The 17380-nt window shown below is 68.9% G+C and carries 19 protein-coding genes; 4 read left to right on the top strand and 15 right to left on the bottom strand.

The window, feature by feature from the left end:
• Window positions 1–98 precede the first annotated feature (98 nt).
• Window positions 99–1160 carry a zinc-dependent alcohol dehydrogenase family protein gene (locus tag M0R89_RS10045; RefSeq protein ID WP_248648948.1) on the top strand — a complete coding sequence of 354 codons (1062 nt, stop codon included), beginning with the start codon at window positions 99–101 and terminating at the stop codon, window positions 1158–1160.
• A 13-nt stretch (window positions 1161–1173) separates the two neighbouring features.
• On the opposite strand, the gene M0R89_RS10050 is transcribed toward M0R89_RS10045, so the two are convergent.
• The 9 genes from M0R89_RS10050 to M0R89_RS10090 form a co-directional block, all read right to left on the bottom strand.
• Window positions 1174–1353, bottom strand: a complete 180-nt coding sequence (locus M0R89_RS10050) for a hypothetical protein (RefSeq protein WP_248648949.1) — start codon at window positions 1351–1353, stop codon at window positions 1174–1176.
• Window positions 1354–1534: 181 nt separating this feature from the next.
• Window positions 1535–1987, bottom strand: coding sequence for a thioesterase family protein (locus M0R89_RS10055; RefSeq protein WP_248648950.1), 453 nt, complete (start codon window positions 1985–1987; stop codon window positions 1535–1537).
• Between the two features lies 1 nt (window position 1988).
• Entirely contained in the window at window positions 1989–2783 is a 795-nt protein-coding gene (locus tag M0R89_RS10060; protein ID WP_248648951.1) for an enoyl-CoA hydratase/isomerase family protein, read from the bottom strand.
• Window positions 2780–4381: a long-chain-fatty-acid--CoA ligase gene (locus M0R89_RS10065; RefSeq protein WP_248648952.1), complete on the bottom strand. Its 1602-nt coding sequence runs from the start codon at window positions 4379–4381 to the stop codon at window positions 2780–2782. Before M0R89_RS10065 ends, M0R89_RS10060 begins: the two co-directional genes overlap by 4 nt.
• 131 nt (window positions 4382–4512) lie before the next feature.
• The gene (locus M0R89_RS10070) at window positions 4513–5343 is read right to left on the bottom strand and encodes an ABC transporter ATP-binding protein (protein WP_248648953.1); all 831 of its coding nucleotides are present in this window, start codon (window positions 5341–5343) and stop codon (window positions 4513–4515) included.
• Window positions 5340–6146 (bottom strand): ABC transporter ATP-binding protein, encoded by an 807-nt coding sequence (locus M0R89_RS10075; protein WP_248648954.1) that lies wholly within the window; start codon window positions 6144–6146, stop codon window positions 5340–5342. Before M0R89_RS10075 ends, M0R89_RS10070 begins: the two co-directional genes overlap by 4 nt.
• The gene (locus M0R89_RS10080; RefSeq protein WP_248648955.1) at window positions 6143–7399 is read right to left on the bottom strand and encodes a branched-chain amino acid ABC transporter permease; all 1257 of its coding nucleotides are present in this window, start codon (window positions 7397–7399) and stop codon (window positions 6143–6145) included. The genes M0R89_RS10075 and M0R89_RS10080 overlap by 4 nt, the downstream gene beginning before the upstream one ends.
• A 2-nt stretch (window positions 7400–7401) precedes the next feature.
• On the bottom strand, window positions 7402–8268 hold the full coding sequence (locus M0R89_RS10085; protein WP_248648956.1) for a branched-chain amino acid ABC transporter permease: 867 nt from the start codon (window positions 8266–8268) through the stop codon (window positions 7402–7404).
• Window positions 8269–8292: 24 nt separating this feature from the next.
• Complete coding sequence (locus M0R89_RS10090) at window positions 8293–9561, bottom strand: ABC transporter substrate-binding protein (RefSeq protein WP_248648957.1); 1269 nt, start codon at window positions 9559–9561, stop codon at window positions 8293–8295.
• A 293-nt stretch (window positions 9562–9854) separates the two neighbouring features.
• Between M0R89_RS10090 and M0R89_RS10095 the strand changes: the two genes are divergently transcribed.
• The 3 genes from M0R89_RS10095 to M0R89_RS10105 all read left to right on the top strand — a co-directional run bounded on the left by M0R89_RS10095 (window position 9855) and on the right by M0R89_RS10105 (window position 12556).
• Window positions 9855–10628 carry a nucleotide-binding protein gene (locus M0R89_RS10095; RefSeq protein WP_248648958.1) on the top strand — a complete coding sequence of 258 codons (774 nt, stop codon included), beginning with the start codon at window positions 9855–9857 and terminating at the stop codon, window positions 10626–10628.
• Window positions 10625–11290, top strand: a complete 666-nt coding sequence (locus tag M0R89_RS10100) for a DUF8054 family protein (RefSeq protein WP_248648959.1) — start codon at window positions 10625–10627, stop codon at window positions 11288–11290. The genes M0R89_RS10095 and M0R89_RS10100 overlap by 4 nt, the downstream gene beginning before the upstream one ends.
• A gap of 195 nt (window positions 11291–11485) precedes the next feature.
• Complete coding sequence (locus M0R89_RS10105) at window positions 11486–12556, top strand: TrmB family transcriptional regulator (RefSeq protein ID WP_248648960.1); 1071 nt, start codon at window positions 11486–11488, stop codon at window positions 12554–12556.
• An 8-nt stretch (window positions 12557–12564) separates the two neighbouring features.
• Here M0R89_RS10105 and M0R89_RS10110 read toward each other — a convergent pair whose 3' ends face one another.
• From M0R89_RS10110 to M0R89_RS10135, 6 genes are read right to left on the bottom strand one after another with little or no spacing between them, the layout of a single operon-like run.
• Complete coding sequence (locus tag M0R89_RS10110) at window positions 12565–13137, bottom strand: DUF7261 family protein (protein WP_248648961.1); 573 nt, start codon at window positions 13135–13137, stop codon at window positions 12565–12567.
• Complete coding sequence (locus tag M0R89_RS10115) at window positions 13125–13550, bottom strand: DUF7262 family protein (protein ID WP_248648962.1); 426 nt, start codon at window positions 13548–13550, stop codon at window positions 13125–13127. Before M0R89_RS10115 ends, M0R89_RS10110 begins: the two co-directional genes overlap by 13 nt.
• Window positions 13543–14220, bottom strand: a complete 678-nt coding sequence (locus M0R89_RS10120) for a DUF7263 family protein (protein ID WP_248648963.1) — start codon at window positions 14218–14220, stop codon at window positions 13543–13545. Before M0R89_RS10120 ends, M0R89_RS10115 begins: the two co-directional genes overlap by 8 nt.
• Complete coding sequence (locus tag M0R89_RS10125; RefSeq protein ID WP_248648964.1) at window positions 14217–14705, bottom strand: DUF7266 family protein; 489 nt, start codon at window positions 14703–14705, stop codon at window positions 14217–14219. Before M0R89_RS10125 ends, M0R89_RS10120 begins: the two co-directional genes overlap by 4 nt.
• Entirely contained in the window at window positions 14698–15450 is a 753-nt protein-coding gene (locus M0R89_RS10130; protein ID WP_248648965.1) for a DUF7289 family protein, read from the bottom strand. The genes M0R89_RS10125 and M0R89_RS10130 overlap by 8 nt, the downstream gene beginning before the upstream one ends.
• Window positions 15447–17342, bottom strand: a complete 1896-nt coding sequence (locus M0R89_RS10135; RefSeq protein ID WP_368408869.1) for a type II secretion system F family protein — start codon at window positions 17340–17342, stop codon at window positions 15447–15449. The genes M0R89_RS10130 and M0R89_RS10135 overlap by 4 nt, the downstream gene beginning before the upstream one ends.
• Window positions 17343–17380: the final 38 nt, after the last annotated feature.

Raw genomic sequence — 17380 nt, forward strand, 5'->3', positions numbered from 1 at the left:
TATTTTTGGTGGGATTGGAAAACTGTTAACCAAACACCCGGGTGTCGGTTACATCTCTGCCATAGTTTTATGTGGTACCGTGACGCAAGCTACCGACTATGCGCGCCGCAGTGTTACGTGAGTACGGCGAACCCCTCGAAATCGAGGACGTTGACCGACCAGAGCCCGACCCGGACGGCGTCGTGATAGAGACCGAGGCCTGTGGCATCTGCCGGAGCGACTGGCACGCGTGGCAGGGCGACTGGGACTGGATAGGCGCGAAACCGCCGAAGGGCCAGATTCTGGGCCACGAACCCGCGGGCACGGTCATCTCGGTCGGCGAGGACGTGACCCGCCTCAGCGAGGGCGACAACGTGGCCGTCCCGTTCAACCTCAGCGACGGCACCTGTCCGATGTGCCAGACCGGCCACTCGAACGTCTGCGAGAACGTCCTGCCGCTGGGATTCTCCGAGGCCGCGCCGGGCGCGTTCGCCGAGGAGGTCCACGTCCCGGTCGCCGACCAGAACGCGGTGGCGCTCCCCGACGGCGTCTCGCCCGTCGCGATGGCCGGACTCGGCTGTCGGTTCGTCACCGCGTTCCACGCGCTGGTCCACCGGGCGGACGTGGACGCGGGCGACTGGGTCGCGGTCCACGGGTGCGGCGGGGTCGGCCTCTCGGCGGTCCACATCGCCGACGCTATCGGCGCGAACGTCGTCGCGGTGGACCTCACCGACGAGAAACTGGCGAAGGCCGAGGAACTGGGCGCGGACGCGACGGTCAACGCCGCCGAGAGCGACAACGTCCCGCGGGCCGTGATGGGAGTCACCGACGGCGGAGCGCACGTCTCGGTGGACGCGCTCGGCATCGCCGAGACGTGTCGCAACTCGGTCCAGAGCCTCCGCCGCCGGGGCCAGCACGTCCAAATCGGGTTGACCTCCGAGGAGGAGCAGGGGACCGTCGAACTCCCGACCGACGCGATGGTGATGCAGGAGGCCGAGTTCATCGGGTCGTTCGGGATGCAACCCCCGCGCTACGACGAGATATTCCGCATGGTCGAGGCGGGGACGCTCGACCCGAGCGCGGTCGTCTCCGAGACGGTGACGCTCGACGACGTGCCCGACCGCCTCGCCGCGATGAGCGACTTCGAGACGATGGGCATCCCGGTCGTGGACGAGTTCTGAGCGTCGTCGCGAGTCAGAGGTCGACGGTACAGCACGCCCCGTCGACCAAGTTCGCCTCGTCGATGTGCGCCGACAGACAGGCGTAGTTGCAGAACCGCCCGGCCGATTCGCGCCCGTCGCCGCGCCGTTCGGCCACGAAGACGGGGTCGTGGTCGTTCACGTCGCTCCCGCAGTAGGTACAGTCGGCAGTCATAGTCGTGCCAAGGCGTCGAACGCAATAAGCCGTTTGGAGGCGCCGAACGCAGGAGTCGTTTCCCGGTGGCGGACCGGAGAACGCTGCCCGATTGCGTATCCGGATGAGAGAAACATATACAGTCTTCTCAAGTTCCTACTCCTGTGTTTGAGAAACAAAAATACGTCCGGGTCGGCGACAGTCACTCCGCGTTCGCGTTCTCGAACTCGCCGTCGACGCGCTCTCGGACTCGCTCGGCGAACGCCTCGCGGTTCACGACCGCGTGGCGCATTCGGCCGGTGGCGGCCACGCCGTCCTCGTCCTCGACCGTCGCGCTGGAGGTTATCTGACCGCGCTCGGCGTCGACCTCCTCGACCTCGATTCGGACGCGAATCTCCTCGCCGGCGGGCGTGGGCGCGCGGTGGTCGCACTCGACGCGGACGCCGACGATGCGGTGGCCCGCGGGGAGGTTCGGCACCACCCCGTCGTAGACGGTCTGCTCCATCGCGCCGATTATCTCGGGCGTGGCGGCGACTTCGACGCCGTCGGCGACCGTCTGGGGTTCTATCTCGCCGACCTCTCGCGTCGATTCGTACTCGAATCCCGGTTCGACCCCCGCGAGAGGGTCGTCGGTGTCGTCGCTGTCGTCGGTCACGTCACTGCCCCTCGAACTCCGGGTCGCGGCCGTCGAGGAAGGCCTGTACGCCCTCCTCGTGGTCGTCGGTCTCGAAGACGATGCCCTGAGCGGTCGCCTCGTCGGTCATCGCGCGCTGGACCGACTTGTCGAGGCCCTCGCCGAGCAGGCGCTTGGCGTGGCGGAGCGCCACCGTCGGACCGGTCGCGACGCGCTCGACGAACTCGTCGGCCCGTTCGTCGAACTCCTCGGCCGGGTAGACGTGGTTGACCAGTCCGAGGTCGAGCGCCCGTTCGGCGCCGACGAGTTCGCCGGTGAACACCAGTTCCTTGGCGACGTTCTCGCCGACGATTCGGGGGAGCAGGTAGGAGGTCCCGGCGTCGATGGAGAGACCGACCTGCCGGAAGCCGAACCCGACCGAGGCGTCGTCGCTGGCGAGTTGCACGTCGCAGGCGATGGCGAGGTTCGCGCCCGCGCCGAACGCCGCTCCGTCTATCTTCGCAATCGTCGGGAGCGGGAAGGTGGCGAGGCGGGCGACGGTCTCGCTGGTAGTCCGTTCGAGTCGCCGGACCTGCTCGTCGAGAGATTCGTCGGACTCGAACCGCTCGCGCATCGCGGCGATGTCCCCGCCCGCCGAGAACGCGTCGCCCGCGCCCTCGACGGCGACGCACCGGGCGTCGCTCTCGGCGATGTCGGCCAGCGCGTCGCGCACCCCCGCCGACATCTCGGTCGAGAGCGCGTTGCGCCGGTCCGGTTCGTTCAGGGTGACCGTCGCCACGCCGTCGGCGACGTCGAGCGTGACCGACTCCCCGGTCACTCGGCCGCCTCCGACTCCTTCTCACGGAGTTCGAACTTCTGGACCTTGCCAGTCGTGGTCCGGGGCAGTTCCTCGACGAACTCGACCTCGCGGGGGTGTTTGTACTCCGCGAGGTTGTCCAGACAGAACTGTTTGAGGTCCTCGGGCGTCGCCTCGGCGTCGGGCGTCGGTACGACGAACGCCTTGACCGTCTCGCCTCGGCGCTCGTCCTCGACGCCGACCACCGCGACGTCGGCCACGTCCTCGTGTTCGAAGAGCAACTCCTCGACCTCGCGCGGGTAGACGTTGTAGCCCGCCGTGTTTATCATGTGCTTCTTCCGGTCGACGACGTAGAAGAACCCGTCCTCGTCCCAGTAGCCGATGTCGCCGGTGTGGAACCAGCGCTTGCCGTCCTGTTCGGTGAACGCGCCCTCGTTGGCGTCGGGCAGTCCGGCGTACCCCTTCATCACGTTCGGCCCGGCGACGACGAGTTCGCCGGTTATCTCGTCGAGGTCGGTCTCCTCCTCGTCGACCGGTCCCTCGGGGACTCGGGGTCGCTCCTCGAAGTTGCCGTCCACGATTTTCGCGTCGACGCCGGGCAGCGACTTGCCGATGCTCCCGACCCGGCGGCCCGACTCGGGACTGTTGAAGTGAGTCACCGGACTGGTCTCGGTCAGGCCGTACCCCTCGTATATCTTCACGTCGTACAGTTCCTCGAACCGACGGAGCACCTCGACCGGGATGCCCGACCCGCCGACGCCCGCCATCCGGAGCGACGAGAAGTCGAACTCCTCGGCGTTCGGTTGGTTGATGATGTCGTTGTACATCGCCGGAACGCCGTGCATCAGAGTGAGGTCCTCGTCCTCGATGAGCGAGACCGCCTCTTGGGCGTCCCACTCGGGCAGCGGGTAGTAGGCCCCGCCGTTGAACAGCGTCGCGTTCATCACCACGGTCATGCCGTAGATGTGGAACAGCGGGAGGACGCCCAACTGCCGGTCGTCGGTCCGGATGCCGTCCGGGACCAACCCCGCCGCGGTCTGGGCGTTCGACGCGAGGTTTCGGTGGGTCAACTGCACGCCCTTCGGTTGGCCGGTCGTTCCGCTGGTGTACGGTTGGACCGCCACGTGGTCGTCGTCGCGGTCGACGAACGCGGCGTTCTCGGCGCGGTCAGCGAGCGCGTCGTCGTCGTCGGCGAGGAACGCCTCGAAGTCGGTGCCCGCGTCGGCGTCCTCGCCCACGGTGACGACGTGTTCCACGTCGGTGTCCTCGCGCACTTCCTCGACGAACGGCACGAGGTCCGAGAGCGTGACCACGGCCTGCGCGCCGCTGTCGGCCAGCAGGTGGCGAATCTCGCGCGACTTGTACTGGGGGTTCATCGGTACGACGACGCCGCCCGCCCGGAGCGTGCCGTGGAACGCGGTCACGAACTGCGGGAGGTTGGGGAGGTAGACGGCCACCCGGTCGTCCGCGCCGATGCCGCGGTCGGCGAGTTCGGCGGCGAACCGCCCCGTTCGCTCCCAGAACTCGCCGTACGTCTGGTCTCGACCCCGGTAGGAGAGCGCGGTCTCGTCCGGATGCTCCTCCGCGACGGCACGCACGTCACTGACAAGATTTGCCATACAGGATAGGTATCGTATCACACCCCCTAAAGATTTGCCCCGGCCGGAACCAATTTTGAGCCAGTAACTTCGATGTGCTAACAGATGAAGGGCAACTGTCCCTCAACCCTTACGGTGGAAAAGGGCGCGGGCTATCCGCCGAGGTAGGCCTCGCGGATGTACTCGTCGCCACGGAGCGTCTCGGGGGAGCCTTCCCGCTCGAACCGGCCGTTCTCCAGCAGGTACACCCGGTCGGCGTGGTCCATGGCGAACGTGACGTTCTGCTCGCACAGCACCACGGTCACGCCGGCGTCCCGAATTTCCTCGATGCCGTCGCTGATGTCTTCCAGAATCACCGGCGCGAGACCGAGCGTCGGTTCGTCGAGCAACAGCAGGTCGGGGTCGCTCATCAGCGCCCGGCCGATGGCGAGCATCTGCTGTTCGCCGCCGCTCATGGTCCGGGCGTTCTGGTCGGCCCGGTCTTCGAGCGTCGGGAACAGGTCGTAGACGAACTCGCGGCGCTCGTCCACGTCGTCGCGGTGGCGGTACGCCCCGAGGTCGAGGTTGTCGGCCACGGTCATGTAGCCGAACAGGTCGCGGGTCTCGGTGCAGTGAATCAGGCCCTGCGAGACGAGGTCGCTCGCGCTCGCGTCGGCGACCTCTCGGCCGCGGTAGGTGACGCTGCCCTCGTAGGCGACGTGGCCCGACACCGCGTCGGCGAGCGTGGACTTGCCCGCGCCGTTCGGCCCGATGATGGCGACGATTTCGCCGTCGGCGACCCGGAAGTCGAGTCCGCGGAGCGCGGCCACCTCGCCGTACGAGACCTGCAGGCCCTCGGCGCGCAGTATCGCCTCGCCGCGGTCGGGCGTCGCGTCTCCGGACGAATCGGGCACGTCGCCGGAGAACGCGGCATCGTCCCGGGACGATGCCGCGTCGTCTCGCGTCGAGGCCTCGTCGCTCCCGGAACCGGAGTCGGTACTCATAGCGTGTCACCTCCCAGATACGCCTCCTGCACCGCGGGGTCGCGCTTTATCTCCTCGGGTCGCCCCTCGGCTATCTTCGACCCGAACTGGATGACGACCGCCCGGTCGATGAGCGAGAGCAGGCCCCGCATGTTGTGGTCCACGACGACCAGCGTGATGCCGTCGTCGCGCAGCGACTCCAGCAGGTCAGAGATTTCGGCGACCTCCTGATTCGAGAGTCCGGCGAACGGTTCGTCCACCAGCAGCAGGTCGGGGTCGGTCGCGAGCGCGCGGCCGAGTTCCAGCCGTAACAGCCCCGCGTGGGGCAGTTCGTCCGGGAGTTGGGTGAGTCGGTCGCCCAACCCGACCCGCTCGCAGATTTCGGTCGCGCGCCGGCGCGTCTCCCCGCGGAGACCCGACAGCGACGCGATTTTGTCGGGTACCAGCGCGAGCGCGACGTTCCGGACGATGGACCGGTCCTCCAGCGGTCGGAACGACTGGAACGTCCGGGCCATCCCGCGCTTGACCATTTCGTGGGCGGGTTCGCCGGTCACGTCCTCGCCGCGGTACCAGACCGTCCCCTCGGTCGGGGGGTAGGTGCCGGTCACGCAGTTGAACGTCGTGGACTTGCCCGCGCCGTTCGGCCCGATGAACCCGAGTATCTCGCCGTCCTCGACCGCGAACGAGAGGTCGTCCACCGCGGTCAGACCCCCGAACCGCTTGGTCAGGCCGTCCAGCACGAGAACGCCGTCGTCCGGGCCGTACGATTCGGTCGCCGCGTCGGTCGTCGTCGCGTCGTCGGTCGTGGAACTGTCGGTACTCATCGTCGTCCTCCGTCGGTTCGGTCGTCGGTCGATTCGTCGTCGAACGCCTCCCGGTACGCGGCCAGCGTCCGTTCGAGCGGACTGGTCCCGGTTTCGGGTTCGCCGCCGGCGTTCGTGTCGTCCCCGTCGGACGGGTCGGTCCCGCCGTCCGGGACGGCGCGCTCGCCGCCGTTCCGGCCGCCGCGCCGCAGCGCCCGCCGCCCGTTCCGAATCGTCCACCGGACGATGCCGCCCGGGAGGAAGAACAGGAGCGCGAGCGTGATCAGCGAGAACAACAGCAGGTCGAGTTCCGACACCGGCACGTCGGCCACCGGCACGGTCCACGAGACGCCGCTGAGGTAGTCCCGGAACATGTAGTAGAACAGGCCGCCGACCGCCGGGCCGACGATGGTCCCCATGCCGCCCAGCACGCTCGCGATTATCACCTCGATGCTGACGGTGAGAACGAGCAGTTGGCTGGGTTGGGGGTTGCCGACGGGCGTGTGGACGAACATCGCCCCGGCGAGACCGCCGACCGCGGCGCTCAGCACGAACGCGAACACCTTGAACTTCGCCGGGTCGAGGCCCGCCGCGGCGACCGCGTCCTCGTCCTCGCGGATGGCGGTGAACACCGACCCGGCGTCCGAGCGCGTGACCGCGAGCAACAACACCAGCACGAAGACGAACAGGCCGAACGCGAGGTAGTAGTTGGCCGTGATGGCCGTCTCGAAGCTCTCGAACGCGAGCAGGTTCTCGGGACTCGACAGGCCGAGTTCGCCGCCGAAGGTGTCGCTGAACACGATGAACAACTGGAGCAGGATGAGCGGCGCGACGAGCGTCACCAGCGAGAGGTACGGCCCCTCCAACCGGAGCGCGGGCACGCCGACGACGACGCCGGCGAGCGCCGCGAACACCATCCCGACGACTATCGCGATGGCGGGGTCGACGCCCCAGTTCAGGTTGAGCAGCGCCGACGTGTAGCCTCCGACCGCGAAGAACAGGCCGTGGCCGAAGCTTATCTGGCCGGTGTAGCCCGAGACGGCGTCCCAACTCATGGCGAACACCGCGAAGTAGAGCGCGCCCGTGAGTTTCAGGACCATCAGGCGGTCCACGCCGAGCGCGCCCAGACCGAGTAGTCCGGCGAGGTCGTTCGTGAACGGGAGCAGGCCGAGCGCCACCAGTCCGACCAGACCCAGTCGGTGGCGGAGCGCCAGCGACGACGGGTCGAGCAGGTCGCGGTAGGACGCCGGGTCGCTGGTTGTTTCCCCGGACATGGTCAGGCCTCCGTGAGTTCGCGGCCGAACAGTCCCTCGGGTCTGACCAGCAGCACGACGACGAGGACGACCAGCGACGCGAGGCCGCTCAGGCTCGAATCCACGTACGACACCGTGAACACTTCGAGGAACCCGATGAGGTACGCGCCCACGACGCTCCCGCGGATGGAACCGATGCCGCCCAGCACCACGATGGAGAACGAGAGGATGAGCGGTCCGCGTCCCATCGTGTAACTCGCGGTCCGGTACGACGCGAGGAAGACGCCGGCGACGCCGGCGAGCGCGCCCGCGAGCAACCACGTGTAGAGGTACATGCGGTCGCTCTCGATGCCGACGAGCGCGGCCCCCTTCTTGGTCATGCTTGTCGCGAGGATGGCCTTGCCGGTCTGGGTGTAGTTGACCGCCACTATCAACCCGCCGATGAGCACCCACGAGAGGACGAACGTCAGCGCCTGATTCGTCTGGACGCTGATTCCGGCGAGCGTCAGTTGTCCCGGTAGCAGGGAGGGGACCGCCTTCGACTGGGTCCCGACGGTGACGACGAAGAACTGCTCGATGGCGATGGAAGTCACGAGCGTCAGTATCATGACCAGTATCGGCTCGTCCTGCACCCAACGAATCATCCCGAGGTACAGCACCGCGCTGAACACCGCGGCGACTACCAGCGCGGCGGCCGCACCGGTCCAGATGCCGAGACCGAGCGCGCTCGTGGCGTAGTACGCCGTGAACGCGCCGATAGTGAGAATCGCGCCGTGAGCGAGATTCAACACGCCGCCGACGCCGAATATCAGCGTGAATCCGATGGCGACGAGTGCGTACAGTGCGCTAATCGTGACGGCGTTGACGACCGTAGTGAGAACGTCTACCATAATTGGGGAGTGAGTGAACGGCGGTCAGACCCACGGCGGGGACTGATACTTGGTCGTCGAGAGGTTGTCGGGCCAGATGACCTCCTGACTCCCGCTCCCCTCGGTCTCGCGCCACTGTAGCCAGACCGGCCACGCGTACTTCTTCCCGTACTTCACGTCGTGGGGGTACTGGTGGTCTCGGCCGTAGTACTCCACCGCCTCGGCCGTGGTGCCGGTGTACGACATGTTCTCCAGTTTGGGGATGACCTTCCCCGACTCCTTGCTCCCGGCCTGCTTGACGGCCTCGGCGTACATCTTCACCGCGTCGAAGGTGATGTAACCGGTGTAGACGGGGTACTTCCCGTTGGCCTTCTGGTAGGCGTTCGCGTACGGCACCGTCTTGCTGGTTATCTCGCTCTGGGGCGTCGCGGAGTTCTGGGTCACGGCGTACCGGCACGCGCCGTTGACCGACCCGTAGTACGACGGCAGTTGCATCGGCACGTGGATGCCGCCGAAGCCGAACGGCCGCTGCTGTTTCGCCCACTGGACCACCGCCGAGGTTCCGGTGTGGGCCATGACGACGTACGCCGCGTCGACGCCCGCGTTCGCCACGTCGTCGTAGATTGGCGAGAAGTTCTCCGTCCCGCCGGCGTAGCGCTTGTTGACCGGCACGTCGATGCCCGCCTCGGAGAGCGACCCGTTGAGCGCCTTGGAGATGGGTTCGGTCCACGTGTAGTCCTCGGCGAGGATGGCGACCGAGTTCCACCCCATCGACTCGAAGTTGGCCTTGGCGAAGTCGACCATGTTCTGGCCGAGGTAGTGTGAGTTGACCGGACCCGTCCGGAAGTAGTACTTGAACCGGTCGTAGTTCTCCGCGACCTTCCGGGTCGTCTCGGGCGAGGCCGCCCCGGTGTTCAGGTGGAGCGTCTGTTGTTGGGCTATCGAGGACATCAAGTTCAGCTGGACCTCGCTGGTGAACACGCCGGTCGTGAGGTCGACCTGCTCGCCCACGGTCAACTCCTGATACTTCCGCTTCCCGGTCGCGGGGTCCTCCTTGGTGTCCTTCACGACAACGTTCACGTCCGAGCCGAGAACGCCACCGTTGTCGTTGAGCTGTTTGGCCGCGAGCTTCGCGGAGTTGGCCATCGACGCGCCGATCGGGTTGTTGCCCGGTTCGGGCGCGAGCACGCCGATCTTTATCGGCCCGTCGAGCTGCTGGTTCGCGTCTTTCGACTTGCTCCCGCCCATGCATCCGGCGAGCGACGCCGTCGCGACGCCGGTCCCGGCGAACTGCAGGAACCGACGACGGTCCACGACCGACCCGCCCGGCGATTTCTTATCATTGTTTCGCGTATCTCTCGCTCTCTTTCCACTCGCCTTCTCACCCTCACATCCGTTACCATCGTTAACCATTGTCCCGTGGTACCGTTTCCATAACTATCCATATAAACATGTGGGGTGATAACACAGTCCTCGACGCTCGCTCCGGTGACGCTCCGCGGTCGAACTCCGCGTCGGTCTCGACGCGCCGATACCGACGAGGCCGGTCCGAGGAGGTTCGTTTCAGAGGCGTGGATTTTTAACACATCGTGCGTAATTCCGGCGTAATGGTCGAGGCGTTCGCGGTCGCGAGCGGGAAGGGCGGAACCGGCAAGACCACGACGACGGTGGCGCTCGGGATGGCGCTGGCCGAGGAGTACGACGTGACCGTCGTGGACGCCGACACCGGGATGGCCAACCTCCTCTTTCACACCGGCCTGACCGACGCCGACACCACGCTCCACGACCTCCTCGTCGAGGACGCCGACGCAGACGTGTCCGAGGCGGTCTACGACCGGTTCGGCATGTCCGTCGTCCCCTGCGGAACCAGTCTCGCGGCGTTCGAGGACGCCGACCCCGACCGACTCCGCGAGGTGGTCGCCGAACTCGCCGCCGACGCCGACGTTCTCCTGCTCGACTCGCCCGCGGCGCTCGGGTCCAAGAGCGCGGTCCTGCCGGTCGTCCTCGCCGACCGCGTGGTCGTCGTCCTCCAGCCCACGATACCGGCGCTCAGCGACGGCCTGAAAGTTCAGGAGTACGCCCACTCCTACGGGACCGCCACCGCGGGCGTCCTCTTCAACAAGGTTCACGACCCCGAGGAGGCCGCGGGAGTCGCCGAGAAGACCGAGCGCTACTTCGACGGCCCGACGCTGGCGAGCGTCCCCGACGCCGACGCCGCCCGCGCGGCCCGGCGCGACGGCGTCCCGCTGCTGGCGCACGCGCCGGACAGCGAGGCGGCCCGCGCCTACCGCGAGGCCGCCGGAAAACTGGACGTGCGCGCGGGCGAGTCGGACGCCGTGGCCGACCGCTTCCGGAGCGCCGTGATTCCGGACTCGCCATGACTCCCGTCTGCTCTCTCGACTCGGACCTGCCGGACTTGCCCAACGGGACTCTCGTCCGCTCGCGGGTCGAGTCCGACCTGACCGCGCCGCTGGCCGCGGCGCTCGACCGCGAACTGACGGGCTACGCCGTCCTCGAACCGCAAGACGCGCTCCTGCTGGACGCCGAGGGCGCGGGCGTGGTCGCCTTCGAGGCGGGCGTGCCCCGCTTCGCGTACCACACCGGCACGGGCCGCGGCGGTCCGGCGGCGCTGGCCGACCTCGCGGTGCCGGGTCCCTACGACGTTGCGCTCCGGAGGGCCCCCGACGCGCTGGCGGCCGTCGCAGCGCTCGACCGGAGGGACCTGCGCGTGTCGCCGGGTCTGGTCGCCGACCGCCTCGCGGGCGACCCGGACCTCGCCGAGCGGACGCGGGCGGTCGCGCCCTCCGAGTGGCACGACGCCGGTGGCGCTGACGACGACGCGGGAGTCGAGACGTCGGACAAAGGGTCGGCGAGCGACAGTGGGTCGGAGAGCGACAGGGGGCCGGCGAGCGATAGCGGGTCGCCGAGCGCGGTCGAGGCGTTTCTAGACGACGAGGAGAAGATAGACGCGATTCGGGACCGCGCCCGCGAGGAGGCCAGAGAGCGGGCCGAGGAGTGGGGACTGGAAGGCGAACTGCAGTAATTTCTTTCCGCGCCGACTCCCGGGTCGGCCCGGTAGCGACACCGACCGAGTCGCGGGTGGTGCCACGGGCGACCGCCCTACCGTCTGGTTCTGCCGGCGAATCGCTCCACGGTCGCGTCCCGAGGTTCTCGTCCGGTCTAACGACCGGACCGGGCATGCGGGAAAGTTATTGAGGTCGCCAGCGGAAGCAAACGTATGGACTCGTCCGAACTCGTCGAGACGCTGGAACGGTACGGTCTCTCGCCGTATCAGGCGGCGGCGTACGTCACCGTGGTCGAGCGAGGGACGATGGCCGCCCAAGAGGTCGCCGACGCCAGTTCCGTTCCGCAACCGCGCGTGTACGACATCCTCCGAGACTTGGAGTCGGAAGGGTTCGTCACGACCTACGAACAGGACAAACTCTACGTGCAGGCGTTGGACCCCGACGAGGCCCTCGAAACCGTCCGGGAGCGCGCCGCGGAACTCGAAGCCGCCGCCGAGGAGATTACCGACCGGTGGCAACAGCCGGCGGTCAAGGAACACACCGTGAGCCTGGTCCAGCGCGGTCGGACCGTCTTCGAGAAGGCCCGCGACGAACTCGACCGGGCGGCCGACCACGCCCAACTCGTCTGCAAGACCGACCACCTCGAATCGCTCCGGCCGACGCTGACGGCCGCCCACGAGCGCGACGTGTTCGTGGACGTGACGCTGTACGACGTGGCCGACGGCGAGTCGCTCGCGGAGTACGACTTCTCGGAACTCTGCACCCACGCCCGCGTCCTCCGGCGGCCGCTCCGGTCGGACCCCTTCGGCGCACTCGTGGACCGCGAGCGCGCCTGCTACTCGTGGTACCCCGCGACCGACGACGAGTACGGCATCTACATCGACGACAGCGCCCACGAGAACATGGTGTGGAACTACATGATGCACCTCCGGTTCGCGGCCGAGGAGCACTACACCGCCACGCCCTACGAACCGCCGCTCCGGTTCGGCGCGCTCCGTGACTGTCTGCACGTCGTGGAACCGCTCGTGCGCGACGGGCGAACTCTCACCGCCGAAATCGAGGGCACGTGGGTCGAGAGCGGTCGGCGCTGTGAGCTTTCGGGTACGATTCTGACCATCGACTATCCGGGCTTCGAGGAGGGCGAGTCGGCCACGCCCCTCCAGATGTTCACCGACGCGCGCCTCACCATCGACACTGGCGACGAGACCTACACCGTCGGCGGGTTCGACGCCATCATCGAGGACGTAGAGGCGACGCGGGTCGTAATTACCGACATCGAGTGAGTGGGCCGTCACGTCGCGTCTTCGACTGCGGGCACGACCAGTGTCAGCTTCATCTCCGACTCGTCGGTCGTCACGCGCACGTCGAACGCGACCGCCAGCACGTGCGTCTCGCCCGCCCGCTCTTGCACGACGACGCCCCGATGGGCCTCACAGTTGCCGAACCGTCGGTTCGGCCCGCCGGGGCAGTTCGACTGTCGCCACGCCTCGGCCGCAGTCTGGTTGTAGCCGACCTGATACACCGTTCCCTCCTCGACCCGCGAGGAACGAAGCGCGTCCAGCCTCGGCTGTAGCGCCGAACGAACCGCGGTCACGGCCGCAGTTCGCTCGCTCCACGCGAACTCGCCGGTCGCGCCGGCCGCGGCGTCGTGGACCGCTCGCGAGAGCAGGCGCTCGGCGTTCCGGTCGGGGGCGTCGTACTCCGAGGTGGCGGTCACGTCGGCGTGATAGCCCAACTGGAGGTACGCGACGACGACCGGTGCGAGCGCCACGGCGACCAGCGCGGCCGCCGCGAGGACGAGTTGGGCGCGCTCTCGGGTCGGCGGTTCGTCCGCCCCCGCGTCGGTCCCGCTCACGCGTACCACACCCAAATCGTCACGTCGCCGAACTGGGTCGTCACGCTCGCGGACCCGACCGCCACGCCCGCCGGTTTCCGGAAGCCGACCGCGCCGTGGGGCGTCCGGAGGCGAAACATGAGGTTGTCGGGGAGGATGCGCGCGACCCGCCGCCTGAGCGCCGCGCGTTCGCGCTCGAAGGCCTCCGAGGAGCGCACGACCTCCGAGAGTCGGGTCGCGCCGCCGTGTCGCGGCGGTTCGCCGGCGAGGACCGTCGCGGCGTCCTCGGCGTAGAGGTCGAGTTGCGCGGCCCGGTCGTCCGGCGGGGAGACGCCGAGCGCGAACCCCATCGCCACCGCGAGAATCAGCACGACCCCGACGCCCGCCTCCACTACCGACAGCGAGAGCTGTCCTCTGTCCGCCGTGCGATTCTCCTCAGCCATCGACGGTCACCGCCAGCATCGCCTTGCTCGTCTCGGCGGGATAGTAGGTCAGTTCGACGCTCCCGGAGGGGAGCGGGCCGTCGGTCTCGAAGGTCAGCGCGGTGGTTTCGAACCGCGAGAGTCGAACCTCGAACCGGCCTTCGAGACCGGACTCGTTTCGGAGAACGATATTCTCGTTTGCTTTCACAACTTTTACCTTGCTCCCTTCCGGCGGAGACAGTCCGATTTCGACCCGCGGCGAACGCCGAGGGAGCGTCACGGTCGGGTCGCTCGCCGAGAGGTCCGGCGTCAGCGACGCCGCGGTTCGGTTCTCGACCAGCACGATTCGCCGGACGGTCGTCCCGCCGGTCGGGTCGCCCGCGGCCGCGAGCGTCCGGTCGCCGAGTCGGACTTCCACGTCGTAGCCGTCGGTCACGGCGAACTGTTCCTGGAGGCGGGTAGCGTTCAGCCCCGTCAGCGCGTCGTCTTCGAGGACGTTCGTGCGCGTCGTGACCGGCGAGTCGGGCGCGACGAGTCGCTCCGAGAGCGCGACCGCGACCCGCCGCTGGTCGGCGTCGCGTTCGGCGCTGAGATACGCCCGGTCGGCCAACCCGAGACTCACGACCGTCACCGAGGTCACGACGAGGAGCGCGACCGCCAGTGCAGGCATGTTCATCTGGCCGCGGTTCATGCCCGGCCTCCCTCGCGTCCTCGCCCGTCGCCCGATTCGAGACGGACCGCGAGTCCGCCCGCGTCGCCGCTTCGGACCACGACGAAGGCGGGGTCGCGACTCGACCAGTTGCCCGACACCGACGCGACCGTCTCGGGGAGCGCGAGCGCGACCCGGCCGCCGACCCGGTCGGCGGGGTGGTCGAGGACCAGCGTCCGGTTCTCGGCCCGGACCGCGTAGGCCCGGCCGCGGACGGTCCGGGGGAGCGACACCGCGGCCCGGACCCGGACCGCGCGAGCGTCGGTCGGCACCGCCTGCTGGACGCGCTCGGCCGACTGGGCCAGCACGCGCTCGCCGACCTCCGCTCCCGCCGCGGTCCGGTACTCGGGGACGACGCCGCCGTAGAGCGTCGCCGACAGGAGGCCGACGTAGAGGACGACGATACCGGCCTCCAGCGCCTTGCCGACGACCGGCGAGGCGGCGCGAGCGTCACTGATTTCAGGCATTTCGGACCTCCAGTTCCATCTCGTGGACCACGAGGTAGGCCACGCGCTCGCCGGGGTAGGCGGCCACGACGCTCCGCGGGCCGTCGCCGTCGAAGTCGCGGGTCGTGACGCTGGCGTTCCGGCGCTCGAAGTGCCGCCGCCACGCGCCTGGGGGCGCGGTCTCGACCGCGACGCGGTAGGTGCCGTTGCCGAGAGCGGTCCGCCGGTGAGAGACCGTCGTTCGGACCACGACCGACGAACCGCCGGACCCCGAGACCGCGACCGACCCGTTCAGCGCGGGCGCGCCGACGACGAGGACGCCGCGGCCGTCTCCGTCGTCGCCGTTCCGCGACGCGGTTATCGGCGGCGGCGTCCGGACGTTGGCGTTGTTCGGCGGGCCGCGGACGACGGCCCCCGCGAGGAACGCGACTCGGCGCTCGCCCGCGGTGAACACCAGCGCGTCGGTCCGGACGCGCCGGACCACGCCCGACTCGTTCAAGACGCGGAGGTCGCGCTCGACGATCCGCAACTCGCCGTCGGTGAACGAGACTCGACCGCGGTGGACGCCGGTCGCTTCCACCGGGTCGAGCGCCGCGTCGAAGTCGGCGGCCACGCGGGCCGAGTCGGCCGCCGCGGCGTTCTCCTCGACGATAGCGCCGATGCCCGCGGTCAGCGACCCGAGCGCGACGACGACCACGCCGAGCAGCACGGCGACGCCGACGACGTTGGACTGCGCCCGGTCGGAGACCGGTGTCGGTCCGTTCATATCATCCCGACCCCCGCGAACACGAAGTACGCGACGCCGACCAACGCGCCCGAGTGGAGCAACGCCTCGTAGCGCCCGCGACTCGCGTACCCGGCGAACCACCCGCAGGCGAGCATCGTCGCCTGCGTCACGACGTAGAAGCGCCGCCTGTCGCGGGCCGGTTGCACGGCGTCGGCGTCGAGCGCGATGCCCGCGTCGGCGGTCGAGATGGACGAGAGTTGCGCGAAGCTATCGAGGACGTAGACGTTGACCGCGACCATGATGCCGACGACCAGCAGGGCCGTGGTCCACCCGACCGCGACGTAGACGAGCATGTTCGAGCGAAGCGCCTTGCGCTCGTGGTACAACCGCCCGATTTCGACCTGCAGGGTCTCGAAGACCGCCTCGGCGTCCCCGCCGGCGTCGAGCGCGCCCGTGACGAGTCCGATGGTCTGGTCGGCCAGCGGGGTGCCGACTCGGTCCACGAACCGCGAGAGCGCGGCCGCCTGCAGGTCGCCCCCGCGCGTGGTCAGGTTCGCGTTGAACGCGAGGTCGGACACGTCGCCGTCGAGCGCGCCGAGGTCCACGTCGCGGGCGACTCGCTCTACCGCCTCCGAGAACGGCCGACCCAGGCTGACGTGGCCCGAGACGGCGTGGACGAAGTCCTTGATTTCGCGGTCCTTCGCGTCGTCCAGATTCGCCCGCCTGAGCGCGACCAGACCCACCGGGAGGGCGGCCGCGACGTAACCGAGCAACGCGACGTTGACCGGCGAGTAGCCGAGCGTCCCAAGCGCGGCGGCGACCCCGACAGCGAGCGGTGTGAACGCCACCAGCGCGCTCGCGGGATTCCGGAGCGCGCTGGCGAGGACGGGGAGTGCGCCGTCCGGACGCTCGTAGTCCCGGCCCGACTGGTCGGGCGGGCGGAGCGCGGCGACCACCGCGGCGGCGACGCCGCCGACGACGAGGATGAACCCCGCGCTCCCGTAGACGAGGAGCGCGCGGACCGTGACCCGTCCGAACGGGGTCGCGGTCTCGGCGCTCAGTCCGGGCGCGAGGACGCTCATCACGGTCACGACGATGATGAGCAGGGCCGGAAGCACGAGCAGCACGACGAACATCTCCGCGATGAGTTCGAGGAAGTCGCTGGCCTGCTCGCGACTTCTGTCCTGTCGGTTCGACAACATTCGACTCTCCATCCGGAGGTACTGGGCGAGCGCGTCCGGCCCCTGCTCCGCGTGTTCGCGGAACTTCACGAGAAACGGAGCGAGCGCGTCCCGGGAGGGCGTGTCTCGGGCCACCACGCGCAGACCCTCGCCGAGACTGCCGGTCAGCGTCGCCTTGTTCAGCGCCTTCCGGAACGCCACCGCGGTCTCGCCGTAAGCTTCCTCGCGGTCGGCGACCTTCCGGAGCATCGCCGCGCCGTCCTCGTTGCCCGACGAGAGCGCGTGGAGGTACCGGACCGCACCGGGGAGCGTGCGTTCGATGTTCGACCGCCGGGCGCTCGCGGTCCATTCGAGGTAGCGCCCGCCGAGCGCGACGGTCGCGCGCTTGCCGGCGAGACCGACTCCGAGTCCGGCCCCGACCGCCGCGGCGGTCCGCGAGACGGCCGGGACGCCGACGGCTTCGAGACCGGGGACTCCCCGTCGGAGGAAGTCCGCGGCGGCCGCCAGCGTGGCGTCGGGGAGCGCGACTACGACGACGAACGTCCACGCAGTCAGTAGCGCGAGGGCCAGCCACGACAGGCCGTAGGTCCGCGCGAGGTAGACGTCGAAACTCGCGGTCACGCCGGTCGCGCGGTAGTGCTTGCGGTCGGCGTCGTGGCGCGCCCGGTCGGCGTGCCGGGAGAACAGCGCGTAGAGCGCCCGGTCGAGGACCGAGAGCGTTGGGATGCCGGTCGTTTCGGTCGTTTGCACCCCGTCGGTAGTTGCGACTCGCTCGCTCTCGTCGGCGG

It is taken from the genome of Halorussus limi, assembly GCF_023238205.1.
Classification (GTDB): domain Archaea; phylum Halobacteriota; class Halobacteria; order Halobacteriales; family Haladaptataceae; genus Halorussus; species Halorussus limi.